Raw genomic sequence first — 25245 nt, 5'->3', positions numbered from 1 at the left:
AGGTAACACCATGACTTTCACTACTACTCCTCGTCGTCTCGCAAAACGCATTGCACTGGTTGCAGGCCTCAGCGTGCTCTCCGTCCAGGCCTTCGCCGGTGGTGACGCCGCGTTGTACGGCCCGACCGCACCGAAAGGCTCGACCTTCGTGCGTATCTATAACGCCAGCAACGCAGAAGTCAGCGCCACCGTCGGCAGCACCAACCTGAGCGACGTTGCGCCGCTGGCCAGCAGCGACTTCAGCTTCATGCCGGGCGGTGATTACAGCGCCAAGATCGGCAGCCAGACCCTGCCGGTCAAACTTGCCGGCGACCACTACTACACCCTGGTCAACAACGCCTCCGGCGCGCCGCAACTGATCGAAGAGCCGCCGTTCAAGAACAAGCAGAAATCCCTGGTCCGCGTACAGAACCTCAGCGACAAGCCGCTGACCCTGAAGACCGCCGACGGCAAGACCGACGTGGTGCCGAACGTGGCCGCCAAGGGCCGTGGCGAACGCGAAATCAACCCGGTGAAAGTCAGCCTGGCGCTGTACGAAGGCGACAAGAAAGTCGGCGACGTGAAACCGGTCGCACTGGAGCGCGGTGAGGCAGCGGTGCTGTACGTCACCGGTTCCGGCAGCAGCCTGTCGCCAGTCTGGGTGAAACGCCCGGTGTCGACGCGCTAACACATTTCCTGAACTGACCCGGCTCCCTGTGGGGGCTGGCTTGCCAGCGATGCAGACACCTCGGTTCCGCAGATACACCGAGGCGATGCCATCGCTGGCAAGCCAGGCTCCCACAGGGACCGAGGTTAGCGTTCAGAACGAGACAACAACAAGAGTGAAACGACACAGCGTTCGTGCCTCTAACCAATCGATTTTATGGAGTAAACAATATGATTCCGGTGATCTTGTCAGGTGGTAGCGGTTCACGTCTTTGGCCGCTTTCGCGCAAGCAGTTCCCTAAACAATTCCTCGCCCTGACCGGTGAACACACACTGTTCCAGCAAACCCTGGAGCGCCTGGTGTTCGAAGGCATGGACACCCCGATCGTGGTCTGCAACAAGGATCACCGTTTCATCGTCAACGAGCAGTTGGCCAATCGCAATCTGGAATGCCAGCGCATCCTGATGGAACCGTTCGGCCGCAACACCGCGCCCGCCGTGGCGCTGACCGCGATGATGCTGGTCAACGAAGGTCGTGACGATCTGATGCTGGTACTGCCGGCCGACCACGTACTGGAAGACCAGAAAGCCCTGCAACGCGCCCTCGCCCTGGCCACCGTCGCCGCCGAAAATGGCGAGATGGTGCTGTTCGGTGTGCCGGCGACCAAACCGGAAACCGGCTACGGCTACATCAAGTCCACCGCCGATTCGCTGCTGCCCGAAGGCGTCAGCCGCGTCTCGCACTTCGTCGAAAAACCCGACGTCAAACGCGCCACCGAATACGTCGAATCCGGCGGTTACTACTGGAACAGCGGCATGTTCCTGTTCCGCGCCAGCCGCTTCCTCGAAGAGCTGAAAAAGCACGATCCGGACATCTATGACACCTGCCTGCTGACCCTTGAGCGCAGCCAGCAGGACGCCGACACCGTCACACTGGACGAAGCCACCTTCGCCTGCTGCCCGGACAATTCCATCGACTATTCCGTGATGGAAAAAACCCAACGCGCCTGCGTGGTGCCGCTGACCGCCGGCTGGAGCGATGTCGGTTGCTGGTCGTCGCTGTGGGAAGTCAACGAGAAAGACGCCAACGGCAACGTCAGCAAAGGCGATGTGGTCATCCAGGACAGCAAGAACTGCATGATCCACGGCAACGGCAAACTGGTCTCGGTGATCGGTCTGGAAAACATCGTCGTGGTCGAAACCAAGGACGCGATGATGATCGCCCACAAGGACAAGGTTCAGGGCGTCAAGCAGATGGTCGCCACACTCAACGAGCAGGGCCGCAGCGAAACCCAGAACCACTGCGAGGTCTATCGTCCGTGGGGCTCGTATGACTCGGTGGACATGGGCGGGCGTTTCCAGGTCAAGCACATCTCGGTGAAACCGGGCGCTTGCCTGTCGCTGCAGATGCACCACCACCGCGCCGAACACTGGATCGTGGTCAGCGGCACCGCCGAAGTGACCTGCGATGACAACGTGTTCCTGCTCTGCGAAAACCAGTCGACCTACATTCCGATCGCCTCGGTGCATCGCCTGCGCAACCCGGGCAAGATCCCGCTGGAAATCATCGAAGTGCAGTCGGGTTCGTACCTGGGCGAAGACGATATCGAGCGGTTCGAAGATATCTACGGCCGCTCCACCCCGATCGAACGCGGCGTGTCGGTGAAAACCATCGCGCAGTAAAACGCTCAGCAAGACAAGAAGCCCTCGTTCAGCCCACTGCGTCCCCCATCCGCAGCGGGTTGGACGGGGGCTTTTTTTGTCCGGAATCTGCGGTGTCTATACTGGCCTCTTCGCGGGCGAGCCCGCTCCCACAGTGGACCGAGGCGTTACTCGATTTTGTGATGACCACCCATCCCAGTGGGAGCGGGCTTGCCCGCGAAGGTGTCTTCAAACTCACCGCAGAAATCCTGCCCATCGCCAACCTCACCTACGCTTAGGTAGGATGCCCCTCTATCCCTTCGAGGTTGTGCGACATGTTCATCGGCGTTTTGCTGGTCATCACCTGGCTGATCCTGTTGCTGCGCTATCCGGCCAAGGCTTTGCCGGTGTCGGTAGCGGCCGCCATCGGCCTGGGTCTGGTAGCCGTCTGGGTGGTGTGGCTGGACAACCGCGAGATCAAGCAACTGGCGCGCCTTGAGATGCGCATTGTCTATGCGCCCGAGCAATGCCCGGCCGATCGGCCGTTGCAACTGAAAATGAACAACGGCAACAGTGTGCCGCTGACCGAACTGCGTTGGCGCATCGCGGCCTATGCACCGGGCGACACGGTCAATCTGGCCGACAACCAATACACCGCGCCACGCTATCGCGGCCCCGGCGAGTTGCAGGCTGGCGGCAGTTGGGAAGACTGCTTGCCGATGCCGCCGCTGCGGCCCGGTTATCGCCCGCAAACCCTGGAGTTTCGCGCCGAGCGATTGCAGGGTAGTTTCTCCGACTGATCCCCCCTCCCACTCTTTTGCACAAGGAATGCGCCATGCCCGTTGCGTTGATTACCGGATGTTCCAGCGGCATCGGCCGCGCCCTCGCCGAGGTGTTCAAAATCGCCGGTTTCGAAGTCTGGGCCACGGCGCGCAAGGCTGAAGACGTCGCAGCGTTGAGTGCGGCCGGATTCACTGCGGTGCAGCTCGACGTCAACGACGGCGCGGCGTTGCAACAACTGAGCGAACGGATCAATCAACTGCATGGCGGCCTCGACGTGCTGATCAACAACGCCGGTTACGGTGCCATGGGCCCGTTGCTCGACGGCGGCGTGCCGGCCATGCAGCGCCAGTTCGAAACCAATGTGTTCTCGATTGTCGGCGTCACCCGCGCACTGTTCCCGGTGCTGCGTCGAGCGAAGGGGCTGGTGGTGAATATCGGCAGTGTTTCCGGTGTGTTGGTCACCCCGTTTGCCGGTGCCTATTGCGCGTCGAAAGCGGCCGTGCATGCCTTGAGCGATGCACTGCGCATGGAACTGGCGCCGTTCGGCATTCGCGTGATGGAGGTGCAGCCCGGCGCCATTCAATCAAGCTTCGCGAAAAATGCCGGTCACGAAGCCGAGCAACTGATCAACGAAAACTCGCCGTGGTTTCCCCTGCGTGAAGGCATTCGCGCGCGGGCCAAGGCATCGCAGGACAAACCGACCCCGGCCAGTGATTTTGCCGAGGTGTTGCTCAAGGCGGTGCAACAGCGCAACCCGCCACGGCTGATCCGCATCGGCAATGGCAGCCGGGCGCTGCCGTTGCTAGCGACACTGTTGCCCAAAGGCTTGCTGGAATCGACATTGATGAAGCGCTTTGGCTTGCGCGGGCAGCTCTGATTCACCCCGGTGAAATTGCCAAATCGGTCGATCCACGTAGAATGCGCCGCACTTGAAGCGCCCGCCGCTTCAAGTGAACCCGATAGCGCATGGAATCGCTGGCGCAAGCATCGAAGCAAGGGAATTGCTGAACACTGATCCCCCCTCCCCCGACCTTTCCTTCGCGGAAACGGCCGCTGCTTTGTTGAACTGCCTGAGGCGAGCCCTGCTTTTATGCTCCAATCCAGATCAGGAAACATCTTGTGAAAGTTTTCAACGTATTGCCTCTGGCATTGCTCACCGTGCTGGCAGGTTGTGCAAGCAAAGAAACCCCTCTCAATGACACCCTGCCGTTACTGACTCAGCAGGACGTATTGCCGGCCGTCACGGCCAGTGAACACTGCAACGCGCAGATGGACAGCGACATTCTGTTCGGCATCGGTTTCCAGATGTACGAAAACCAGGAACTCGACGACGCCAAGACCTGCATGGTCATGGCCGCGCCGAAACACCCTCGCGCATTTTGCTACCTGTCGATGATTACCGCTCAGGACGAACAGCTGACCACCGAGCAGCGTAACCGCCAAGCCTTCAACTACACGGCTTACGCGGCGCGGCAAAACGACTGGTGCGCAGAATACGGCCTGTACCAGGACTACAAATACGGCAACTCCGGGGTCAAGGCAGATGCGGCGCTGGCCACTCGCTGGCTGGAGCGCTCGTCGGTGCACGGCTATCCCGAGGCGCAGAAAGACCTGATCAAGCAATACGAGGAGCAAGGCAATCTGGTCGCGGCCTACGCCTGGACCAAGATCATGGCCAAAGCCGATGACGCCACAGCGACCGACGCCCTGAAAAAGAAAATGACGGTGGCGCAAATCGCCGAAGGCGACAAGCGTTACAGCGAACTCGCCACTCAGGTCACCAGCAAAGAAGCCATGTACGCCGAAGCGCGGGAAGAAGACGTCGGCCGTTACTCCGCCGAGATCTACCAGGAATGGCCGGACACCTTCAAAGGCATGTCGTCCACCGAGCGTTACGACTACGTGAAGCAAACCATGTACACGGCGATCAAGCAGCCGTTCACCAAGAGCCGCGGCCACGTGCTGAGCTACATCGTGATCGATCGCGCTGCCAAGCTGAAAAAGTCCTACGCGGATATCTCGAAGGACCAGCGCATCATCGCCATCATGGAAGACCCAGATTTGTCGGTCGGTGAAACCATCGAGTCCGGCCTGCTGGTGGTCAAAAAGTTCTACAACTAAAAACATACCTGTGGCGGGGGAGCTTGCTCCCTCGCCACAAAAAGATTTCTTGATACCCGTTATTCGCTGGCGCCCTGCTGCACCACCACCGTGCAAGTAATCCCTGCCGCCAGCAACACCCCTTCCGGTACTTCATCAATGTGAATGCGCACCGGCACCCGCTGCGCCAGACGCACCCAGTTGAAGGTCGGGTTGACGTCGGCGATCAGCTCGCGGCTCTCCGGGTTGTCGCGGTCATAGATGCCACGGGAAATGCTTTCCACGTGCCCCTTCAAGACTTCGCCGCTCATCAGTTGCATGTCGGCTTTATCCCCCACGCGAACGTGCGGCAGTTTGGTCTCTTCGAAAAAGCCGTAAACCCAGAACGAATTCATGTCGACCACGGCCATTTTCGCTTCGCCGATGCGTGCGTAGTCGCCGCGATGCACGTTGAGGTTGGTCACGTAGCCGTCGACTGCTGCGCGTACTTCGGTGCGCTTGAGGTTGAGTTCGGCCGCCTCCAGTTGTGCCTGGGCGTGTTGGTAGTCGGCCAGCGCGGCGTCGGCGATGTTGCTGGCGTCGTCGCGGTTTTCCTTGGAGATCACCAGATTGTCCAGATCGGCGCGGCGATGGGCGTTGACCTTGCGCATCTCCCATGTCGACTTGCGCGAAGCCACCAGCGACTGCGCCTGTTTCACCGCGATGCGGTAGTGCTCGGGGTCGATCTGCATCAGCAGATCGCCCTTCTTCACCAGTTGGTTGTCACGCACCGGCACATCGACCACTTCACCGGTGACGTCGGCGGCGACGTTGATGATGTCGGCGCGCACCCGACCGTCGCGGGTCCACGGCGTGTTCATGTAATGCACCCACAAGGTCCGGCCGATCCACAGCGCCAGGGCCAGCACCAGCAGGGTCGCGAGCAGGCTGAAAAACTTTTTCATCAGATCGTTCTCAACGGTAGACAGTCAGCGCCATCGCGCCGAACAGACAGGTAAACAGACTCAGGCGCAGCAGCGCCGGGTGCCAGAAAAAACGGTACAGATCGAACCCCGACAAGAACCGATCCACCGCCCAGGCCAGCGCCGCGGCGATGAAAAACATCAGGGTCATGGTCGGCATGTACACGCCGTGGAAAGCGATTTCACGAGGCATGGGCAAGTCCTTCGGGCTTGGCGGGAGCGAGAGCGGCCAGCGGCGATTGCGGGTCGAGCAACGAGGTGCGGATAAAGTGCAGATAGCTCTTCACCCGGCGCAACGCCGAGGTATCGAAGTGCGGCGCGAATGGCTCATCGGTCGCGGCCACGCGGCTGATCGCGTGATCGACAGCGACCAGTGCGCGCTCCAGATTGCTGGCGTTCGGTTGCAGAAACAGCCGCACCAACGCGCGGCCCATCACGCGGATCGCCTGACGCCACGGCTGCGATTCGGCATACGCTGGGTGCACCGGCAAAATCGCCTGTTCCTTGCGCAACTCGATGATCGCGTGACCGACTTCGAGCACCACGAACATCCAGCGCAGCAGGTTTTTCTGCACCTTCGGTTCACCGGCCGCGAGACCGTAGGCCTGATGCAGCAAGTCGCGGGTGCGGCTCTCGAAACTCGACGCCAGGCCTTTGAGTTTGCCGCTGATCGCATAGACCACCTGGCCACGCAGATCCTGCTCCAGCCGCCGCCACAACCAGCGGCTGTTCGGCGGCAGAATGATCGCGCCCGCAGCGGCGCAGACCAGCATGCCCATGACCATGGCGATGTAGTCGTTGATGAAGGTGTACGGGTTGTAAATGGTCAGGTTGTCCGGCACCGAACCGGTGCTGAAGAAGATCAGCAAACCGAGACCGACACCGGCGTACTGCGGCCGCGAAGTCAGGAACGAACCGAACACGATTACCGGCGCGAGCATGACGCACAGCAGGGGAAAACCGTCGATCCACGGGAAGATGAAAAACATCTCGACGAAGCCGATCAGCGCCCCGAGAAACGTGCCGCAGGCCATTTGAAACGCCATGCGTTTCGGGTTCGGCGTGGCAGCGGACAGGCCCACGGTGGCGGCGGCAATCAGGGTCATCGTCGCGCCGCTCGGCCACGCGGTGGCGACCCAATAACTGCCCAGCACGATCAGAATGAACGAGGCGCGAATTCCCGAAGCCGCAGCGGCCCACCAGTTGGTTTGCGGGGTGAACGGCTCGTCCCAGCGCTCGCGTTCGTGGCGGTGATCGGCCAGGGATGCGTGCGTCTGCGCATAACTGTGCAGGTCATCGACGAAGCGATAGAGCAACTCGTACGCCGTGTGGAAATCCAGTTGCTCGGCGTCGCTGGGTTCGCTTTCCTGAAAGATCGCGCGCAGGCTGCGTACCCGCGCCGGCAGACCTTCCTTGTAAGTGGCCAGCGCTGTTGCCAGTCGAGCCGCATCGGGGCTGGTCAGGGCGCGGCCGCTGAAGCCGTCGAGCACTTCAGCGAGGTCCTGCAAGCCCGGTCTGATCGCCGCGACGACGTGCTCCTCGCCATTGCCGCGCAAGCGTTCAAGCAACTGATGCAGGGCGTTGAAGCGCGTGGTGATGCCCATGAACTCGCTGTTCAAACGGCTGAGTCGACCGTTGCGCCGACGCATGTGCGGGTCTTCGAACACGGTCACACTGCGCAACCCTTCCAGGCCCACGGCTTCGGCGATGAAACGCACGTTGCTGGCTTCAAAGGATTCGGTTTTGCTGCGTCCGCGCAAGCCATCGGTCACGAATAGCGCGAACACGCCGAACCGCTGGTACAAGGCATTGCGCATCGCCGCACTGGCGGTTTGCGGCAGGATCGCCGCGCTGATTACGGTGGAGCAGAGAATCCCCAGCGAGATCTCCAGCACCCGCCAAACCGCCGCCATGAACGCGCCATCCGGATGCGCCAGCGCCGGCAAACCAACCATCGCCGCCGTGTAGCCAGCCAGGACAAATCCGTAGGCACGAAAGTTACGGCAACGCGCCGCACCGGCCGAGCAGATGCCAACCCAGATCGCCAGCGAGCCGAGGAACAGCTCAGTGTTTTGCGCGAACAGCGCGATCAGCGTGACCATCATCGCCGACCCGGCGAGGGTGCCAAGGAAGCGATAGAAGCTCTTGGCAAACACCTGGCCGCTCTGCGGCTGCATGACGATAAACACGGTGATCATCGCCGTGCGCGGTTGCGGCAACTCCAGACGCATGGCCAGCCACAGGGTGAGGAATGCGGCGAGCAACACCTTGAAGATATACACCCAGGTCACGCCATCGCTGCGCGCCCAGTCAAACAAACCCCGACGCCATTCCAGGGAGTAGAGCCAGCGTAGAGGTGCGGGCAAGGGAGTCATTTGGTCTTGCTCAATGATTGAGGACTGAAGAGTTTTCTGTGGCAAACATCAATTTTTGTGGTGAGGGGATTCATCCCCGATGGGCAGCGAAGCGGCCCCAAGAAAAGCAAATGCGGTGTACCAGGCAGAACCGGTTTGCAGGTTTTGGGGCTGCTCCGCAGCCCATCGGGGATAAATCCCCTCGCCACAAGGGGTTTGTGTAGTGAATTGGGTGTTCACCGCAGGAGTGCCGGGGTTTTCGGGGCTGCGGTTTTCTCGGCCGTCGGCACATCGTTGCCAGCACCGAGCCCACCACCCAGCGCCGTCACCAACTCCGCATGCGCGGTCAATCGCGCCGCCTGCACCTGTTGCTGCACTTGCTGCTGCTTGAACAACAGCGTCTGCGCATTCAGCACGTTGAGGTAATCGGTGAGGCCGCGTTGATAGGCGATCATCGCGATGTCGTAAGTTTTCTGCGCCGTGGCCACAGACTCGGCGGCAAAGCCTTGCTGCTTGTCCATCGACTCACGGCGGATCAACTGGTCAGAGATATTCTTCAGCGCGTTGACCAGCGTCTGGTTGTAATGCGCGACGGCGATGTCATAACCGGCCGACGACTCACCCAATTCAGCACGCAAACGCCCACCATCGAAGATCGGCAACGAGATCGCAGGGCCGACGTTGTAATTGAGTTTCTTGCCGGTCAGAAACTCCAGCGCGCCGCCCCCGGTCGCCATGTAGCCGAGGCTGCCGACCAGATCGACGTTGGGATAAAACCCTGCGTGCGCAACATCAATTCCCCGTGCCTGCGCCGCCACTTGCCAGCGACTGGCGACCACGTCCGGGCGTTGCCCGAGCAGTTCGGCCGGTAGCGCTGACGGCAACTTCAGCGCTGCGCCAAGGGACAGCGTCGGTCGCTGCAATTGCGCGCCCGCACCCGGTCCCTTGCCGGCCAGCGCGGCGATCTGGTTGCGGCTGAGGGCAATTTCTTCATCCAGCGAATCCAGTTGCCGATGAGTTTCCGGCAGCGGCGTTTGCGCTTGGCTGACTTCGAAGTGCGTGCCGATCCCGCCGTTCAAACGCTTCTGCGCCAGATCGAGAATCTGCTGCTGCTGCGCAAGCGTCGCGGCGACGATGTCGCGCTGGGCGTAATGCAGCGACAGCTCGATGTAGGCGCGCACGATGTTGTTCTGCAATTCGAGCTGTGCCTGCCGCGCTTCGGCGGCGCTCATGTGCGCCAGATCCACCGCGCGTTCGCTGGCATTGCTTTCCCGGCCCCAGAGGTCGAGCGCATAGCTGAAACCGAGCGCGGCGTTGTTGTCCCAGGTGGTGGTGTTGGCCAGCTCGCCCGGGCCGTAAAACTGATCGGTCGGCCAGTTGTGGCGCTTGAGCGTCGACTCGCCATTGATCTGCAACGACTCGGCCGCTTCGGCGACACCGGCCATGGCTTTGGCCTGACGCACTCGCGCAGCGGCAATGGCCATGCTCGGGCTGTCTTGTACGGCGAGGTCGATCCAGCGGTTCAGTTGCGGGTCACCGTAGGCTTGCCACCATTGCGCGGTGGGCCAGTTTGCGTCACGGGCGGCGTGGGCGATGGCCTCGTCGGTGGCCAGTGCGTCGGCTTCCAATGCCTTGCTATGCGGGGCAATTCCTTGCGTTGAGATGCAGCCGCTGAGACCCAGGGTAAAAGCCAGAACACTGAGCGGCAAAAGCGCTCTGTTGATGCGACGCGGCACAGCTGCGAATTCCTGAGAAGAGGATAAGGCGAGGACTCGCTGTAGGAGCTGCCGAAGACTGCGATCTTTTGATCTTGATTCCCTTAAAACAAAATCAAAAGATCGCAGCCTGCGGCAGCGCCTACATCGGATCGGCGCAATTCTATGGAACGCCCTGTTCGGCGATAAGCTGGGTTTTCTGTGAATCTTTGTTACGGTTAACGAGATAATCCTTAAGTCTGGGTCTCAGCCCTCGAAACTTCGTGTCACAATTTGCCATCTCCCTTGAGAGCACCCCATGGACACTTTGCAAAACATGCGCGCCTTCAGTTGCGTGGCCGAAGCCGGCAGCTTCACCGCCGCCGCCGTGCAACTCGACACCACCACCGCCAACGTTTCGCGCGCGGTCTCCAACCTGGAAGCCCACCTGCAAACCCGACTGCTTAACCGCACGACCCGGCGCATCGCCCTGACCGAGGCCGGCAAGCGTTACCTGCTGCGCTGCGAGCAGATCCTCGCCTACGTCGAAGAAGCCGAAGCCGAAGCCAGCGAGGCCCACGCCCGCCCCGCCGGGCAGTTGAAAGTGCACACCATGACCGGTATCGGCCAGCACTTCGTGATCGACGCCATCGCCCGCTACCGCAAGACCCACCCCGACGTGACCTTCGACCTGACCATGGCCAACCGCGTGCCGGACCTGCTCGACGAAGGCTACGACGTCTCCATCGTGCTGGCCCGCGAACTGCCGGACTCCGGTTTCGTCTCGCAACGCCTGGGCATCACCTACAGCATCGTCTGCGCCTCACCGGCCTACGTGAAAGCCAACGGCTGCGCGCAAAAGCCCAGCGACCTGCTCAACCACGCCTGCCTGCGTCTGGTCAGCCCGGTCATCCCGCTGGAGAAATGGGCCTTCGACGGCCCGGAAGGCCAGGAAATGGTCACCATCAACAGCTCACCATTTCTGGTGAACTCCGCCGACGCGATGAAAACCGCGATCACCAGCGGCATGGGCGTCGGCGTCCTGCCGGTGTACGCAGCGATCGAGGGATTGCGCAACGGCACGCTGGTAAGGGTCATGCCGAACTACCGCTCGCAGGAACTCAACCTGTATGCGATCTACCCTTCGCGGCAATACCTTGATGCGAAGATCAAGACCTGGGTCGAGTACCTGCGCGGTTCGCTGCCAGAAATACTCGCGGCGCATCAGGCGGAACTGGCTGCTTATGAGCTCAGCGGCAGCCTTGCCGGGGCTCGCGTCGCCAACTGATTTCGGTGATTGGCAGGGTGGGCAGTCTGCTAGAAATTGGCCGGCTGTCCGGCAGCCATCGCTGGCAAGCCAGCTCCCACAGGGTTCGCGTGGCCAGATGTTTTTTAAACAGCTCACCGGCCCGTGCAGGAGCTGCCGCAGGCTGCGATCTTTTGATGTTGGTGTTTAAAAATCAACAGATCGCAGCCTACGGCAGCTCCTACATTTGGGCGTTTTCGCGGATATTTCCGACGTGTTTTGCAGGTTGCTCGTCGGAAGGGTGGTGGGTAGGGTTTGGGGGTCGCTGACGAATCAGCGACCGGACTTGGTCGTCCGGGTTTAGAATGGCGCACTTTTCAAACTTGCTTAATGGCGAGCTGTGCGTGGGAGGGCTTCGGCCCTGCCGGGTTTCCATTCCCTGGTCGACCAACCCGCGTACGGTTCGCCACCCTTCTGCTTGGTCGCAGCGTCTGGCGAACTCCACATCCCGAATGGAGTTTCACCATGTTCAAACCAACACCCAATCCGCCTGAAGCGGAAAACACCACACCCTACGAATTCCCCGGCTCGAAGAAATTCCACGAAGCCGCCGATCGCGCCCTCGACCACTACCTCAAACCCAACGCACTCACCCTGCGCTTTCACAAACCCAGCACCATGTTCCAGGTCGCGCCCGATCAGGACAACGAAAGCCTGCTGGTGCACGCCTGCGAATCACTGGCACAAGCCAGCCTCATGAGCAGTGACATCGCCGCCTACATCGACCTCCCGCAACGGCGCACGATTCTGGCGATCCAGCAGATCATCATGCTCGCCGAACTGGCGGTGAACCGCGTGCTGGATAACGTCGACGTGACACCACCAGCGCCACGCAGCTGACCCCTATGGGCACGGGCTTGCTCGCGAAAGCGGTGGATCAGTAAACATCATCGCCAAATGACACACCGCCTTCGCGAGCAAGCCCGCTCCCACAGTTAGACACCAGGTTCACCCGCCAGAGACTGGTCGGCTGCCAGGCCGCCATCGCGAGCAGGCTCACTCCTACAATTGGATCGTATGCAATCTGCCAGAGACTGGTCGGGTGTCAGGCCGCCATCGCTGGCAAGCCAGCTCCCACAGGGGTGGAGTACAACCAGCAGAGCCTGGCCGGCTGTAGACCGTCATCGCGAGCAGGCCCACTCCTACAATTGGATCGTATGCAGTCTGCCAGAGACTGGTCGGCTGTCAGGCCGCCATCGCTGGCAAGCCAGCTCCCACAGGGGTGGAGTACAACCAGCAGAGACTGGCCGGCTGTTAGACCGTCATCGCGAGCAGGCTCACTCCTACAATTGGATCGTATGCAGTCTGCTAGAGACTGGTCGGCTGTCAGGCCGCCATCGCTGTTCAAGCCACACCCCACACGCGGCGCATGCCGCCCCACTCAACACAATGAGCGTTAGCTCGAGTACCGCTCTTGATCTAAAAGGCCCGTCGGCAGGCTGAGTGGAGGGATTCATCCGGGGGGAACATCGAGAGGAGGTGCAGCGAAGCAAACCGGAGGCGATGCCCCGGATGAAACCCGGAGCGAAGGAACCCGAGCCACAGCGAGGGCCGAACGTCAGGGCACAGACCTTTTGGTTACTTTTGGGGCGTTTGCCAAAAGTGACCCGCCGTAAGGGCGGAACCCTAAGCCGCCATCCCCCCAAAAACGGATATTCACCCAAAACCCCAAGAACATGGTCGGCCCAAAGGCCGCCAAGAAATGTTAGCGTGCTTGGCAATAAAGCCCCAAAGCCGAGCCCAAAACGATGAAAAAAACAGTCCTGGCCTTCAGCCGCATCACCCCCCCAATGATCGAACAACTAAAACAAGAGTTCGACGTCATCGTCCCCACCCCAAAAAACGGCGACATCAACGCCCAGTTCAACGAAGCCCTGCCCCACGCCCACGGCCTCATCGGCGTCGGCCGCAAACTCGGCCGCACACAACTGGAAAACGCCGCAAAACTGGAAGTGGTCTCCAGCGTCTCCGTCGGCTACGACAACTACGACCTCGACTACTTCAACGAACGCGGGATCATGCTCACCAACACCCCGGACGTACTCACCGAAAGTACCGCCGACCTCGCCTTCACCCTGATCATGAGCAGCGCCCGCCGCGTCGCCGAACTCGACGCCTGGACCAAGGCTGGGCAATGGCAAGCCAGCGTCGGCGCCCCATTGTTCGGCACTGACGTACACGGCAAAACCCTCGGCATCGTCGGCATGGGCAACATCGGCGCCGCCGTCGCCCGCCGTGGCCGGTTCGGCTTCAACATGCCGATTATCTACAGCGGCAACAGCCGCAAGAGCGAACTCGAACAAGAACTCGGCGCACAATTTCGCAGCCTCGACCAACTCCTCGCCGAAGCCGATTTCGTTTGCCTGGTCGTGCCCCTCAGCGACAAGACCCGCCACCTGATCAGCCATCGCGAACTGGCGCTGATGAAGCCGAGCGCGATTCTGGTCAACATCTCCCGTGGTCCGGTCGTCGACGAACCCGCGCTGATCGAAGCGCTGCAAAACAACCGCATCCGTGGCGCCGGTCTGGACGTCTACGAAAAGGAACCGCTGGCCGAGTCGCCACTGTTCCAGCTGAAAAACGCCGTGACCCTGCCGCACATCGGCTCTGCCACCCATGAAACCCGCGAAGCCATGGCCAATCGGGCCATTGCCAACTTGCGCAGTGCGTTGCTCGGCGAACGCCCGCAGGACCTGGTCAATCCGCAAGTCTGGCGCGGATAAAAAAGCACGGGCAAGTGCCAAACAGCACTTGCCCGTTAGTTACGCACATACACAACTTGAAATTGAACAACAAACAAAACAAAACAACAGCATTATAAGCTCTGCCCGGCTATCGAATTATCGATGAGCGCTATGGAGAGCAAAAACCTTGAACACACTGACCACCGAAAAAATCATCCGCTACAGCAAAGTTATATTGATGGCTTACATCAGTTTCTTTGGCCTGTTGGTGATGATCCACAACTTCACCGACTACAATTCAAACTACACGTACGTGGCTCACATCCTGAGCATGGACACCACTACTGCAAGTGAGAACATCAAGTATCGAGCCATTGAATCACCGATGATTCACCACCGGATCTATTGGTTCATCATCACCATGGAGGTGACTTATACGGTGTTGTGTCTGATCGGCACTTATCAGCTTTATCGCAAGATCGATGAATCGGCAGAGGTATTCCATGAAGCCAAGAAGTTCTCGATCATGGGCATACTGGTTGCAATATTCATCTATTACGTCTGTCTGCAAACAGTGGGTGTCGAATGGTTCGACATGGACACTTCACAATCATGGAATGCCAAGGACTGGGCACGGCATATCGTTGACTTCATATTCCCGGTGATGATTTACATCACATTGAAAGTCGAGCGCTGACGTTCAGCGCTCATTTATTTCAAGCCAACTTTCCCTGCACCGGTGATACCACCGCCTTCGGTTTACGAAACACCAGCACGTTACCCAGCATGACCAATACCAGCCCGATCAATGCTGGCGCTGTCCACTGATAACCTTCGACAAACGCCGAGACGTTCAGCGCCACCACCGGGAACAACACCGTGCAATAAGCCGCGCGCTCCGGGCCCATACGCCCGACCAGCGTCAGGTACGCGGTGAAACCGATCACCGAACCTGGAATGACCAGATACAGCAGCGCCCCGACGTAACGCGTCGACCAGTCCATGTCGAACGGAATGCCTTTGATCAGGCACCACACCGACAGCATCGCCGCACCGTAGGCCATGCCCCAGGCATTGGTGGTCAGTGGTTTGAGCCCGGCTTTCTGTTGCAGACTCGAGAGCATGTTGCCCGCCGAGAAACACAAGGTGCCGCACAGCGCCAGACCGAGGCCGAGCAATGTCTGCGGGCTGGCGCGATGGCCGGCCAGTTCCGGCCAGAACAACAGGCCGAGACCGAACAACCCCAGAGCACCGCCCATCAACACGTTACGGGCAATCCGTTGGCCGAAGAACACCCGCGCATTGAGGGCGTTCCACAGGGTTGCGGTGGAAAACACTACCGCCACCAGACCGCTGGGAATCCACTGACTGGCGGTCAAAAAGCACATGAAGTTGACGCAAAACAGGCACAAGCCCTGCGCCACGCAGATCAAATGGCCGCGACGGTTCATCGGTTGCAACCGACGGCTGAGCAGCAACAAGACGAACAGCACCAACGCCGCGAGGCCGAAGCGATAAACAATCGACACCGGAATCGCCACTACACCCAGTTGCCATTTCAGGGCAATCCAGGTGGTGCCCCAGATCAGCACGGTCAACAGATACAACGACAGATTCATAAGCGAACTCCCGAAAGCAATGCCAAGCGCTATTGTGGCGAGGGGATTTATCCCCGATGGGCTGCGCAGCGGCCCCAAAAACTTGTGAGCGCTACGCCCTCAAGCGAGATGGCGCGACAAGCTCCCTCGCCACAAGGTTTGCGCTGAATTGAGGATCAGGGTGCTGCACCAAGGGTTGAAGCGCTTGCACAATCTTGCGCATTTGTCGGCCGCCTGGCTGGCAGCACGACGCCTACGGAGTAGGATGCAAGGCGTTGGAGAGAACCGAATATGGCCGCAATCGATAACCTGCAAGTCTTCCAAGCGCTTAACCGCTCGCCGAACGCTCGCCTTGTGCACAGCGCCGAGCTCGGTGACGGCCTGGCTGCGGCCCTGTGGACCAATCACCACGACGCCCAGGAATACGAAGCCCCCAGCCATCACACCCTCTCCTGCTACATCGCCGGCGGCACCGGCACGTTTCGTCGCGGTCAGCCGGGCCAGAAGGGTGGGCCGGACAAGCTGTGCATCCTGCCGGCCGACCATGAATCGGGCTGGGTAATCAACGGTGATATCCGTTTGGCCCACCTGTACTTCAGCGCCGAACAATTCGCCATCGGTTGCGTCACGTTGCTTGATCGCGAGCCACGGGAAATGCAGCTGCGCGAGCAGACTTTTCTCGAAGACCCGCAACAGGCGCAGCGCTTTCGCCAGCTACTGACGCTGAACTGGGACGAGCCCGCCGAACGCTTGCTGACCAGTAGCCTGGCGCATGAATTGATCAGCCATACCTTGCTCAGTCAGGTCGGCGCCCGTCAGGGTTTGCGTCTGAAAGGTGGACTGGCGCCGCACCAGCGTCGGCAACTGGGGGAGTTCATCGACAACCAGTTGGCCGAGCCGATCAGCCTCGGGCAATTGGCTGGATTGTGTGCGTTGTCGGAGTACCACTTTGCGCGGATGTTTCGCGTGAGCTTCGGTTTGCCACCGCATCAATATGTGCTGGCACGACGCTTGAGCCGGGCGCGGGAGTTGTTGCGCGGGACAGCGTTGCCACTGGGGGAAATTGCGCTGGCCTGTGGGTTTGCCAGCGCGAGTCATTTCACCAATCGGTTCAGGCAGGTTTTGGGCGGAACGCCAGGCGAGTATCGGCAGGCGTTTTTGCGTTAGAACTGGAATCTTTGCCGTCTGTCAGGGCCTCATCGCTGGCAAGCCAGCTCCCACAAAGTCCTCGGCCGTTCAAAAAACTTGTGCTCGACCAAAAACCTGTGGGAGCTGGCTTGCCAGCGAAGAACGATGACGCGGTTTCGGCTCAGAACTCCAATGTGCTGGAAAGCGAAACCTGCCGCGAATCCCCCATCGACACAAAGAACCGGCTCGCCGCCGAGGTGTAGTAAGTACGGTCAAACAGGTTCTTCACATTGAGCTGAAACTTGACCTTCTGCCCTTCCACTTGGGTGTCGTAAGTGGCAAACGCATCGGCCACGGTGTAGCTCGGCAGATCGAAATCATTCACCGCATTGCCCGCCCGCTCGCCGACATAGCGCGCCCGGGCACCGACGCGCAGTTGATCGCCGCCGATCACGCTGCCGAAGTCATACACCGCCGACAATGAGCCGCTGTTCTTCGCCACGTTCTGCAAACGCTTGCCCTTGTAGGTCGGGTCTTCGGTGACTTCGGCATCGGTGTAGGCATAGTTGCCGATCAGGCTCCAGCGTTCACTCAGTTGACCGGTCATATCGACTTCCAGACCACGCGAACGCACTTCACCCGCAGCGCTGTAAATCGTCGTCGGGCCTTCGGAGTTGGCCACCAGCACGTTGCGTTTCTTGATGTCGAACAGCGCGACGTTACCGGTGATGCGCCCCGGCATGTCCAGCCGCGCACCCAGTTCCCAGGACTTGGCTTGTTCCGGCGCGATGCTGCCGTCGAGCACGGTGCTGCTGCCACTCAACGGGGCAATGGTCGAGTTGGGTTTGAACGATTCGGTGTAGCTGCCGTAGAACGACAGCTCATCGGTGTAGCGATACACCAGGCCCGCGCGCGGCACCCACTTCTGCCCATTGGTGTCGGTGTTGGCCTTGAACGGCACGCCTTTGCCGGCGTACTGGTCGTACTCCTGGAAGCGTCCGCCGGCGACCAGAATCCACTGGTCGTTGAGGTGAATCGAATCCTGCAGGAACACCGAATCGCTGCGCAGCAGATCGGTCTGTGCACTGTCCGCCGGGCTGACCGTGGTGCCTTCGACTTCGCGACCATACACCGGATTGATGTAGCTGAAGTTCGTCAGGCTTTTCTGCCGGATCAGGTCAGCGCGGTAGATCTTGCGGTACTCGTCATCGACGCCGAACACCAGGTCATGTTGCATGCCCAGCACGTTGACCTTGCCTTCGAGGCTGGCGGTGGTGAAACGGTCGGTGGTGATCGCGCCGTGGGTGCCGTCCATGCTGCGGGTCAGCGTGCCTTTTTTGGTGTCGATAGCGGTCACGCGGACCTGGCTGGCGTCGTAGGTTTCGCGGTTCCAGCTGTAGCCGAAGTGGGCTTTCCAGTCGTCGTTGAGTTCGTGGTCGGCCTCGAAGTGATACAAGTCCGAACGCCCTTCCATGTCGTTGAACGGCTCGTCGAGACGCTCCTTGCGCGAGATATCCAGCGGATGGTTGGTGCGCGGATCGATCAACGTGCCACGGTCGAACGGGGTGAGAAATTCCCGGTGTTCGTAGGCGAACAACAGCTTGGTGCGCTCGCCGTACCAGGCCAGCGATGGCGCGATCAACGTTTCACGGTGGGTGCCGTAGTTGCGCCAGTAATCTTCGTCGACGTGATCCACCACCATGCGATAGGCCAGCGCGGAATCGCCCAGCGCGCCGGTGCTGTCGAAGGTGCCGCCGCTGCCGTTCTTGCCGTCGCCGTAGGTCGAACCGGTGAAAGTCAGTGCGTTGTACTGCTCAAGTTCGGGCTTCTTGCTGACCAGGTTGACCACGCCGCCCGGGTCCTGAATCCCGTACAGCAAGGACGCCGGGCCTTTGAGCACTTCGACGCGATCGACCGTGGCGTTCATGCCCCGGCCCTGCATGATCGGCATGCCGTCGCGCATGATCGAGCCATTACGGTTGTCGCCGAAACCGCGCGTCATCACCGAATCCTGAGTGCTGCCCAAAGTGTTGCCTTGGGTGATGCCGCTGACGTTGGCCAACGCATCGTCGAGATTGCGCGGCGCCTGATCGCGGATCACTTGCGCCGGGATGACGTTGACGGTCTGCGGGATCTCTTGAAGCGAGGCCGATGAACGCATGACCGAACTGGTTGGCGGCGGCTGATAACTCATCGACTCGTCGCGCATCGAGGTGATGGTGGTGGCGCCAAGGTTCAGCGCACCGGCAGTGGGTTGCGGCTCCAGCGCCAGCGTGTGGCTGTCGGTGCGACGGAAGTTCAGGCCGGAACCGCTGAGCAGGCGTTGCAGCGCTTGTTCGGCGCTCATCTGGCCGTTCACGGCGGGTGCGGTGAGGCCGTACGGCGCTTCATCGGTGTAAACCACGCTTTGCCCGGTGACACGGCTGAAGTCGCTCAGAGCCTGGGGCAGCGGTTTGGCGGCCAGGGAGAAGTTGAATTGCTGTTGCGCCTGACTGCTGACGGTTTCGGCGGCGAGCGCCACGCTCATTGGCAGCAAGGCCAATGCCGAAAAGCTCAACACTTGAACGCCCAACCACTGTTTGACCGAACCCGATTTTGCCCTGGACTTCATTGCTCAATGACCTGTGTAGAACCGCAACGGATGCGAATGACTCGCAGTTTCAGTCACTACACGGATGGGGCTCGGGTTTACCTCACCAACATTTGCAAATTATTTTTTGTGGTGTTCGATCCGGCGCCATCGCGAGCAGGCTCACTCCTACAGGGGAACGCATTCCAGATGTAGGAGTGAGCCTGCTCGCGATGGCTTTAGCCGCCTCAACGCAAAATGATCAGATGCCCCAGCACCTGATGCTGCTCAAACCCCAGCACCCCTTGTAGAGAGTTGAGAACAGCCTGCGGATCCCTGCTGGGAAAACTGCCGCTGACCTTGCGCGCCGCCAGCTCTTCGTTGAGCAAAACAATTCGCCCCGGGTAATAGCGGCGCAGATCCGCCACCACCTCCGCCAGCGTGGTTTTGTAGTAAGTCAGCCAGCCCTGACGCCAGGCCAGTTGTGCCTCGCTGTCCACCGCGTGGAGTTTCTGCGCCGAGCCCGCACCGTAGGCGACCTGCTGACCCGCCGTGAGAATCTGCTGCGCTGCGTCGCGATCCGCTGTCACACCGACCCGTCCGGACAACACCGTGACCTGCGCGCCGTGAGGTTGCAGACGCACCTCGAATTGCGTCCCGAGCACCCGCGCCTGGCCCTTCTCGGCCTCGACCACAAACGGCTCACCCGTGTGGGTCACGCTGAAAAATCCGGCGCCACGACGCAACTGCACATGGCGCTCGCCATGGCTGAAATCCACCGCGATGGCGCTGTCAGCATCCAGCGTGACTTGCGACTGGTCGGCCAGGGTTACGGTGCGAATCTCGCCGGGCGCCGAAACATAATCGGCGCCAAGATCATCGAGCCAGCGCTGCGGCTGCCACCCTGTGCCGAGGCTGACCATCAGCAACAGACACGCCGCCATCGCCAGCGCACCGGACCAACGCAGCAGCTGCGGACGACGCGGGCGATCCATCGTCTCGAGATAGCCCTGCAACGCCAGCGCCTCTTCGTCGGCCAGCGTTTTCGCCGGCCCTTCGCTCAACTCCCAGACCACTTGTGCCTGTGCATAAGCCTCGGCGTGAGCCAGGTCGGCGCGCAGCCATTGGCTGAAGGTGAGTTGATCGCCAGCGCTGGGCCGGTCATGCAACAGGCTCAGCCAGGCAAATGCCGCCTGTTCCTGGGCGGGCGTCGGGATGACGCGGTCGGAGTGATTCACGGTGCTTTCCCTGGCGTGCGTGGCGCGGGTTCGCGCAGGCTGGCCTTGCAGGCCTCGAGGGCGCGCATCATATGTTTTTCCACGGCGCTTTGGGACAGGCCCATGGCTTTGGCGATGTCCGCGTACTTGCGGCCGTGAATGCGATTGAGCAAAAAAATCTGCCGGGTGCGCTCGGGCAAGGCGCGCAACGCCGCTTCGACATGGCGCAGATCGTTGCCGGCTTCCAGCGCTGCTTGCGGTTCGCTGCCGTGGCTGTGCGGTTCTTCCGGTTGCCAGCCTTCATTGACGCGCACCCGCGTGCCTTCGCTGCGCAAATGGTCGATGGCGATGTTGCCGGCACACCGCAACAAGTAGGTGCTGAGTTCTTCAACCTGCACCAACGGTCGGCGCCAGAAGCGCAGAAACAAGTCCTGCACCAGATCTGCCGCCGTCGCCCGGCAGCCGACGCGCCGGTTCACCAGCGCTTCCATTTGTGAACGCTGGGACAGGAACACCTGAAGAAAATGCGCACGTGCCCCGCGCGGCTCGTCGTCGCGGGATTCCGGCGGCAGACCGATCAGCACCTCAGCACTGCGCCCATGCAGCGACCGGACTGGCCAGCAGGCTGCCCCCCGCCAGTGCCAAAGCCAGACGCGGGCGATACGGCAGCAACAACACCAACGTCAGTGCGCTGAGCATCAGTACCGCGAACCAGTCGACCAGACCGAAACTCCAGCCGTTGCTCGACACTGCCGCCCACAGCGACAAGGCCAGCAATAACCACCCGCTGAGTTGCAAGCCCTGACGGCGGCGAGCCGAGGCTTTGTGACCGAGCAATTCATCGTGGTGCCGAGGCATCGACAAACACAGCGCGGTAAACCCGGCGTAGCAAAGCAACAGGGCCAGCAGCATCAATTCGCTCCCTGTTCAAGCGTGACCGGCCGAGCCGTTTCGCGACGTGGCTTTTTCACGCTGACGGCATTGCTGGCGTGCTGCATTTTCCATGCGGCCCATGCCAGGAACAGACCTGCTCCGAGGCACGTCAGATCGAACCCGGCCAGCACCCAGTCCCCTTGCGCAAGCGTTACCCCGAGATTCCACGGTGTGGTCAGCGCATTGATCAGCGGCACGGCGATAAACAGCAACGCCCCCAGCCCAAGCTGTTCGACCCAGGCCTTGCGTCCGCGACGCATCAGCGCATGCAAAAGACTCAAACCCCAGGCAATAAAGAACGCATTCACTTCCCAATCGGCCCGCCCCGCCAGCGCCACCGGCAACAGCCGATTGGCCAGGAAGAACACCGCCACCGCTGACACCAGTCCGGCCATGCTGGCAATGTTCAGCACTTCCACCAGCCGCAGTTCGAACCGCATCACACCACTCTTGGCGTGTTTGAGTTGACGCTTGCCGAGCCAGATCACCAGCCCGGTGCCGATCATGGCCGTGCCGGCCAGACCACAAATGAAATACAGCCAGCGCAGCACCGGCCCGGCGAAATGGCCCATGTGCAGACCGTAGAACGTGCCACCCACCGCCATCGCCACAGGTTGATCCGGTGTGCTGCCGAGCATCTGCCCGGTGACGCCGTTGAAGGTCACCGCGCTGCCGAAATCGTGCACCACACGATCACCGGCGCGGGACAGCACCACTGAGGCATTTTCATCACCCGGGTTGTTCACCGACAGCCGCTTGGTGTTGCCGCCCGACCATTGCTCGCTGGCCTTGGCCAACAGCGGCGCCATGGGTGCCAGAGGTGCGGAAACGCCGGCCCGCTCCGGCGTCTTCGAGGCCGGGAAAACCTCATCGTAAAACGCCCGCACATCACCGCCGTAGGACGCCAGAATGCTCGCCGGCATGACCATCGACATGAAGATCACCAGGCTGCTGTAGGTGATCATCAAGTGAAACGGCAGCACCAGCACACCCACCGCGTTGTGCCCGTCGAGCCAGGAACGCTGGCCCTTGCGCGGGCGGAAGGTGAAGAAGTCCTTGAAGATTTTCTTGTGGGTGATGATCCCGGTGATCAGCGCGACGAACATCACCATCGCGGCGATTGTCGCCAGCCAGCGCCCCCACGGATAAGGCATTTGCAGCTGGAAGTGGAAGCGATAGAAGAACTCGCCGCCGAGGCTTTCGCGGCCCTGCACTTCGGCACCGGTCTGCGCATCGAGGGTTTTCGATTCAAAGCGACCGCGCTCGCCGGGTTTCGCCGGCGCCTGCTGCCAGCGCACGGTCAGGCCGGGGTCGCGGGCATCGGGCAAGTCGATCAGCCAACGCGAAGCACCGGCGGCATGCTGCTGCAGATAATCCTGCGCCAGGGACAGGCTAGCCTCGCTATTGATCGGGCGTGCGGGAATTTCCGGGCGCATCCAGTGGCTGGTTTCGTCATTGAAATAAGCCAGGGTGCCGGTCAGAAAAATCGCGAACAGCAACCAGCCGAAGACCAGCCCGACCCAGGTGTGCAGCCAGGCCATGGCCTGGCGAAAACCCTCTTTCATGCGTACCCCAACCCACGGGCCGCGCCGGAGATGGTCGCCAGGATCACGCTCGGCACCAGTAAACCGACCCATGCCGACCACGCCGTGCGGCAGGCAAAACACCACAGCACGGCGACCAGATAAACCAGGAAGGAAACGGTCATGCCGGTCACCACCGCTTCGGCGCGGTTCAACGGCAGCCACATCGTCAGGGTGACACTGGCCAGCGCGGCAACCAGATAGCCGCCAAATACCGCTGCCAACACCCGCGAGGTGACGGCCAGACGATAGGACATGGGAAGTGTGGCGAGTTTGGCTTTCATGTTTCGACCCTGAAACGAAAATCGTCCGGCCAACAAGCCGAACCAACAGGCGAGCAATATTAATGATAAATATTCTCATACGCAAAAGCATCTGATTGCCGGGCGCCGTGCTTGCGCCCTACAATGCGAACCATTCTTGTTCTCTAACGCATGTTTTCTCCGCATATTGTTGCGCCCGGAGTCATCCCGTTGCCGTCCGCCCATCCCGTCGAATCGCTTTATCAAGCCCACCACAGCTGGCTGACCGGCTGGTTGCGGCGCAAGCTCGGCTGCCCGGACAGCGCGGCGGACCTGGCGCAGGACACCTTCATCAAGGTGCTGACCGCCCGCGAACCAGCGGTGATCATCGAACCTCGCGCCTTTCTCACCACGCTCGCCAAGCGGGTCCTGTTCAATCACTACCGCCGTCAGGATCTGGAACGCGCCTACCTCGACACCCTCGCGCAGATGCCGGAAATGCTCGCGCCATCGGAAGAGGACAAAGCGATCATCCTGCAAACCCTGATGGAGCTCGATCAGTTGCTCGACGGTTTACCGCGCCTGGTCAAGCGCGCCTTCTTGCTGGCGCAGGTCGACGGCCTGAGCTATCCACAGATCGCCGCCGAACTGGGCATTTCGGTGGCAACGGTCAAACGTCATCTGAACAAAGCGGCGATGCGCTGCTATTTCGCCCTATGAACCGCGTCGCGGATTTTTCTGCGCAAGTGGCCGAACAGGCCGTGCACTGGCTGATGGAAATGCAGCAAGGCAAGCTTTCCCCGCGTCAACATCTGGCCTGGCAACAATGGCTGGAGGCACACAGCGAACATCGTCGGGCGTGGGAACACATTCAGCGGGTCAACCAGCGCTTGCGCGGTGTGGCCTCACCGCTGGCGCACGCGGCGTTGAACGGGCCGAAGTCCGGCAGTCGCCGTCAGGCGTTGAAACTGTTGCTGATTCTGGGTGCCGGTTCGGCCGTCACCTGGGGCATGCGCGAACACAATCCGTTGCCGTCGCTGCTCGCCGATTACCGCAGCCCGGTGGGTCAGCGACGCAAGATTGCGTTGGGTGCGGGCGATCAATTGCAGCTCAATACTTCAAGTGCGGCGGATGTCGATGGCGCACAACGACTGATCCGCTTGCTTGAAGGCGAAATCCTCCTGACCGCATCGCAATCGTTCGAAGTGCGGACCGCACAAGGCATTCTGAAAACCCGGGACGCGCGCCTCAACGTGCGCCAGTTTGTTGATCGCACGCAGGTCGCGTTGTTTGAGGGTCGGGTCGAACTGACGGCCAACGGACGCGCACCGATGCTGCTGCCTGTCGCCCGCCAACTGAGTTTCACCTCCGCCGCTGTCAGCGACGCCCGACCGCTGGACGCCAACAGCGGCGCCTGGGCCGATGGCATGCTGGTCGCGGCGCATATGCGTCTGGGCGACTTCCTCGATGAGCTGGGGCGCTATCGTCGCGGCCAACTCAACTGCGACAGGAAGGTGGCCGACTTGCTGATCTCCGGGACTTATCCACTGGACGACAGCGAGCGGATTCTGGATCTGCTGGAAATCAGCTTGCCGGTGAAAGTGAAGCGCTTTACCCGCTACTGGGTCAGCGTAGAAGCCAAGACTTGAAATGAACCTGTGGCGAGAGAGCTTGCTCCCGCTGGACTGCGCAGCAGGCCCGTCCTTTAAAAGCGAGAGCCGCTTCGCGCCCAGCGGGACGGTGCGACAAGCTCCCTGCCACAAAAGCAGTTCTTCAAAAAATATTTGTAATGCGTGAGCCGTTTTT

At 60.8% G+C, this 25245-nt stretch carries 23 protein-coding genes; 12 read left to right on the top strand and 11 right to left on the bottom strand.

Going from position 1 to position 25245, the window contains the following annotated elements:
* Positions 1-10 precede the first annotated feature (10 nt).
* From KI231_RS05065 to KI231_RS05045, 5 genes are all read left to right on the top strand, one after another.
* On the top strand, positions 11-667 hold the full coding sequence (locus KI231_RS05065) for an alginate O-acetyltransferase AlgF (RefSeq protein ID WP_213027621.1): 657 nt from the start codon (positions 11-13) through the stop codon (positions 665-667).
* A gap of 209 nt (positions 668-876) precedes the next feature.
* A complete protein-coding gene (locus KI231_RS05060; RefSeq protein ID WP_213027620.1) occupies positions 877-2328 on the top strand; it encodes a mannose-1-phosphate guanylyltransferase/mannose-6-phosphate isomerase in 1452 nt (483 codons plus the stop codon).
* Between the two features lie 293 nt (positions 2329-2621).
* Positions 2622-3086, top strand: a complete 465-nt coding sequence (locus tag KI231_RS05055; RefSeq protein WP_123534243.1) for a multidrug transporter — start codon at positions 2622-2624, stop codon at positions 3084-3086.
* 35 nt (positions 3087-3121) lie between these two features.
* On the top strand, positions 3122-3946 hold the full coding sequence (locus KI231_RS05050) for an SDR family oxidoreductase (RefSeq protein WP_213027619.1): 825 nt from the start codon (positions 3122-3124) through the stop codon (positions 3944-3946).
* A gap of 242 nt (positions 3947-4188) precedes the next feature.
* Positions 4189-5190, top strand: coding sequence for an SEL1-like repeat protein (locus KI231_RS05045; protein ID WP_103305184.1), 1002 nt, complete (start codon positions 4189-4191; stop codon positions 5188-5190).
* A 59-nt stretch (positions 5191-5249) separates the two neighbouring features.
* Here the strand turns inward: KI231_RS05045 and KI231_RS05040 are convergent, their stop codons facing one another.
* From KI231_RS05040 to KI231_RS05025, 4 genes are all read right to left on the bottom strand, one after another.
* Positions 5250-6113, bottom strand: coding sequence for an efflux RND transporter periplasmic adaptor subunit (locus KI231_RS05040; protein WP_103305183.1), 864 nt, complete (start codon positions 6111-6113; stop codon positions 5250-5252).
* A 10-nt stretch (positions 6114-6123) separates the two neighbouring features.
* Positions 6124-6324, bottom strand: a complete 201-nt coding sequence (locus KI231_RS05035) for a DUF1656 domain-containing protein (RefSeq protein ID WP_007914106.1) — start codon at positions 6322-6324, stop codon at positions 6124-6126.
* Positions 6314-8506 carry an FUSC family protein gene (locus KI231_RS05030; RefSeq protein ID WP_213027618.1) on the bottom strand — a complete coding sequence of 731 codons (2193 nt, stop codon included), beginning with the start codon at positions 8504-8506 and terminating at the stop codon, positions 6314-6316. Before KI231_RS05030 ends, KI231_RS05035 begins: the two co-directional genes overlap by 11 nt.
* Before the next feature lie 215 nt (positions 8507-8721).
* Positions 8722-10221: an efflux transporter outer membrane subunit gene (locus tag KI231_RS05025; protein ID WP_213027617.1), complete on the bottom strand. Its 1500-nt coding sequence runs from the start codon at positions 10219-10221 to the stop codon at positions 8722-8724.
* 277 nt (positions 10222-10498) lie between these two features.
* On the opposite strand from KI231_RS05025, the gene KI231_RS05020 reads away from it, so the two are divergent.
* The 4 genes from KI231_RS05020 to KI231_RS05005 all read left to right on the top strand — a co-directional run bounded on the left by KI231_RS05020 (position 10499) and on the right by KI231_RS05005 (position 14866).
* On the top strand, positions 10499-11467 hold the full coding sequence (locus tag KI231_RS05020; protein WP_103305180.1) for a LysR family transcriptional regulator: 969 nt from the start codon (positions 10499-10501) through the stop codon (positions 11465-11467).
* Positions 11468-11950: 483 nt separating this feature from the next.
* A complete protein-coding gene (locus tag KI231_RS05015) occupies positions 11951-12325 on the top strand; it encodes a DUF6124 family protein (RefSeq protein WP_213027616.1) in 375 nt (124 codons plus the stop codon).
* Positions 12326-13233: 908 nt separating this feature from the next.
* Positions 13234-14208: a 2-hydroxyacid dehydrogenase gene (locus KI231_RS05010; protein WP_213027615.1), complete on the top strand. Its 975-nt coding sequence runs from the start codon at positions 13234-13236 to the stop codon at positions 14206-14208.
* 148 nt (positions 14209-14356) lie between these two features.
* Complete coding sequence (locus KI231_RS05005) at positions 14357-14866, top strand: DUF2165 family protein (protein ID WP_213027614.1); 510 nt, start codon at positions 14357-14359, stop codon at positions 14864-14866.
* A gap of 19 nt (positions 14867-14885) precedes the next feature.
* On the opposite strand, the gene KI231_RS05000 is transcribed toward KI231_RS05005, so the two are convergent.
* A complete protein-coding gene (locus tag KI231_RS05000) occupies positions 14886-15788 on the bottom strand; it encodes a DMT family transporter (RefSeq protein WP_213027613.1) in 903 nt (300 codons plus the stop codon).
* 270 nt (positions 15789-16058) lie between these two features.
* On the opposite strand from KI231_RS05000, the gene KI231_RS04995 reads away from it, so the two are divergent.
* Positions 16059-16934 (top strand): helix-turn-helix domain-containing protein, encoded by an 876-nt coding sequence (locus KI231_RS04995; protein WP_213027612.1) that lies wholly within the window; start codon positions 16059-16061, stop codon positions 16932-16934.
* 142 nt (positions 16935-17076) lie between these two features.
* Here KI231_RS04995 and KI231_RS04990 read toward each other — a convergent pair whose 3' ends face one another.
* The 6 genes from KI231_RS04990 to KI231_RS04965 all read right to left on the bottom strand — a co-directional run bounded on the left by KI231_RS04990 (position 17077) and on the right by KI231_RS04965 (position 23481).
* A complete protein-coding gene (locus KI231_RS04990) occupies positions 17077-19506 on the bottom strand; it encodes a TonB-dependent siderophore receptor (protein WP_213027611.1) in 2430 nt (809 codons plus the stop codon).
* A gap of 206 nt (positions 19507-19712) precedes the next feature.
* Positions 19713-20702 carry a FecR family protein gene (locus KI231_RS04985; protein ID WP_213027610.1) on the bottom strand — a complete coding sequence of 330 codons (990 nt, stop codon included), beginning with the start codon at positions 20700-20702 and terminating at the stop codon, positions 19713-19715.
* Complete coding sequence (locus tag KI231_RS04980; protein ID WP_213027609.1) at positions 20699-21265, bottom strand: RNA polymerase sigma factor; 567 nt, start codon at positions 21263-21265, stop codon at positions 20699-20701. Before KI231_RS04980 ends, KI231_RS04985 begins: the two co-directional genes overlap by 4 nt.
* 1 nt (position 21266) lies before the next feature.
* Positions 21267-21593: a DUF3325 domain-containing protein gene (locus KI231_RS04975; protein WP_213027608.1), complete on the bottom strand. Its 327-nt coding sequence runs from the start codon at positions 21591-21593 to the stop codon at positions 21267-21269.
* Positions 21593-23179 (bottom strand): PepSY-associated TM helix domain-containing protein, encoded by a 1587-nt coding sequence (locus tag KI231_RS04970; protein WP_213027607.1) that lies wholly within the window; start codon positions 23177-23179, stop codon positions 21593-21595. The genes KI231_RS04975 and KI231_RS04970 overlap by 1 nt, the downstream gene beginning before the upstream one ends.
* Positions 23176-23481, bottom strand: a complete 306-nt coding sequence (locus KI231_RS04965; protein ID WP_201235172.1) for a DUF3649 domain-containing protein — start codon at positions 23479-23481, stop codon at positions 23176-23178. The genes KI231_RS04970 and KI231_RS04965 overlap by 4 nt, the downstream gene beginning before the upstream one ends.
* Positions 23482-23670: 189 nt before the next feature.
* Here KI231_RS04965 and KI231_RS04960 point away from each other — a divergent pair, with 189 nt between their 5' ends.
* The gene (locus KI231_RS04960; protein WP_213027606.1) at positions 23671-24159 is read left to right on the top strand and encodes a sigma-70 family RNA polymerase sigma factor; all 489 of its coding nucleotides are present in this window, start codon (positions 23671-23673) and stop codon (positions 24157-24159) included.
* Positions 24156-25088: a DUF4880 domain-containing protein gene (locus KI231_RS04955; RefSeq protein WP_213027605.1), complete on the top strand. Its 933-nt coding sequence runs from the start codon at positions 24156-24158 to the stop codon at positions 25086-25088. The genes KI231_RS04960 and KI231_RS04955 overlap by 4 nt, the downstream gene beginning before the upstream one ends.
* Positions 25089-25245 lie beyond the last annotated feature (157 nt).

The organism is Pseudomonas sp. Seg1 (assembly GCF_018326005.1).
In the GTDB taxonomy this organism is placed as follows: Bacteria; Pseudomonadota; Gammaproteobacteria; order Pseudomonadales; family Pseudomonadaceae; genus Aquipseudomonas.
This window is presented reverse-complemented; position numbering and strand designations above follow the sequence as displayed.

Excerpts from the sequence above, each read along its gene's own strand:
- KI231_RS05065 (WP_213027621.1), top strand. The coding sequence starts at position 11 with ATGACTTTCACTACTACTCCTCGTCGTCTCGCAAAACGCATTGCACTG.
- KI231_RS05060 (WP_213027620.1), top strand. The coding sequence starts at position 877 with ATGATTCCGGTGATCTTGTCAGGTGGTAGCGGTTCACGTCTTTGGCCG.
- KI231_RS05055 (WP_123534243.1), top strand. The coding sequence starts at position 2,622 with ATGTTCATCGGCGTTTTGCTGGTCATCACCTGGCTGATCCTGTTGCTG.
- KI231_RS05050 (WP_213027619.1), top strand. The coding sequence starts at position 3,122 with ATGCCCGTTGCGTTGATTACCGGATGTTCCAGCGGCATCGGCCGCGCC.
- KI231_RS05040 (WP_103305183.1), bottom strand. The coding sequence starts at position 6,113 with ATGAAAAAGTTTTTCAGCCTGCTCGCGACCCTGCTGGTGCTGGCCCTG.
- KI231_RS05035 (WP_007914106.1), bottom strand. The coding sequence starts at position 6,324 with ATGCCTCGTGAAATCGCTTTCCACGGCGTGTACATGCCGACCATGACC.
- KI231_RS05030 (WP_213027618.1), bottom strand. The coding sequence starts at position 8,506 with ATGACTCCCTTGCCCGCACCTCTACGCTGGCTCTACTCCCTGGAATGG.
- KI231_RS05020 (WP_103305180.1), top strand. The coding sequence starts at position 10,499 with ATGGACACTTTGCAAAACATGCGCGCCTTCAGTTGCGTGGCCGAAGCC.
- KI231_RS05015 (WP_213027616.1), top strand. The coding sequence starts at position 11,951 with ATGTTCAAACCAACACCCAATCCGCCTGAAGCGGAAAACACCACACCC.
- KI231_RS05010 (WP_213027615.1), top strand. The coding sequence starts at position 13,234 with ATGAAAAAAACAGTCCTGGCCTTCAGCCGCATCACCCCCCCAATGATC.
- KI231_RS05000 (WP_213027613.1), bottom strand. The coding sequence starts at position 15,788 with ATGAATCTGTCGTTGTATCTGTTGACCGTGCTGATCTGGGGCACCACC.
- KI231_RS04995 (WP_213027612.1), top strand. The coding sequence starts at position 16,059 with ATGGCCGCAATCGATAACCTGCAAGTCTTCCAAGCGCTTAACCGCTCG.
- KI231_RS04990 (WP_213027611.1), bottom strand. The coding sequence starts at position 19,506 with ATGAAGTCCAGGGCAAAATCGGGTTCGGTCAAACAGTGGTTGGGCGTT.
- KI231_RS04975 (WP_213027608.1), bottom strand. The coding sequence starts at position 21,593 with ATGCTGCTGGCCCTGTTGCTTTGCTACGCCGGGTTTACCGCGCTGTGT.
- KI231_RS04970 (WP_213027607.1), bottom strand. The coding sequence starts at position 23,179 with ATGAAAGAGGGTTTTCGCCAGGCCATGGCCTGGCTGCACACCTGGGTC.
- KI231_RS04965 (WP_201235172.1), bottom strand. The coding sequence starts at position 23,481 with ATGAAAGCCAAACTCGCCACACTTCCCATGTCCTATCGTCTGGCCGTC.
- KI231_RS04955 (WP_213027605.1), top strand. The coding sequence starts at position 24,156 with ATGAACCGCGTCGCGGATTTTTCTGCGCAAGTGGCCGAACAGGCCGTG.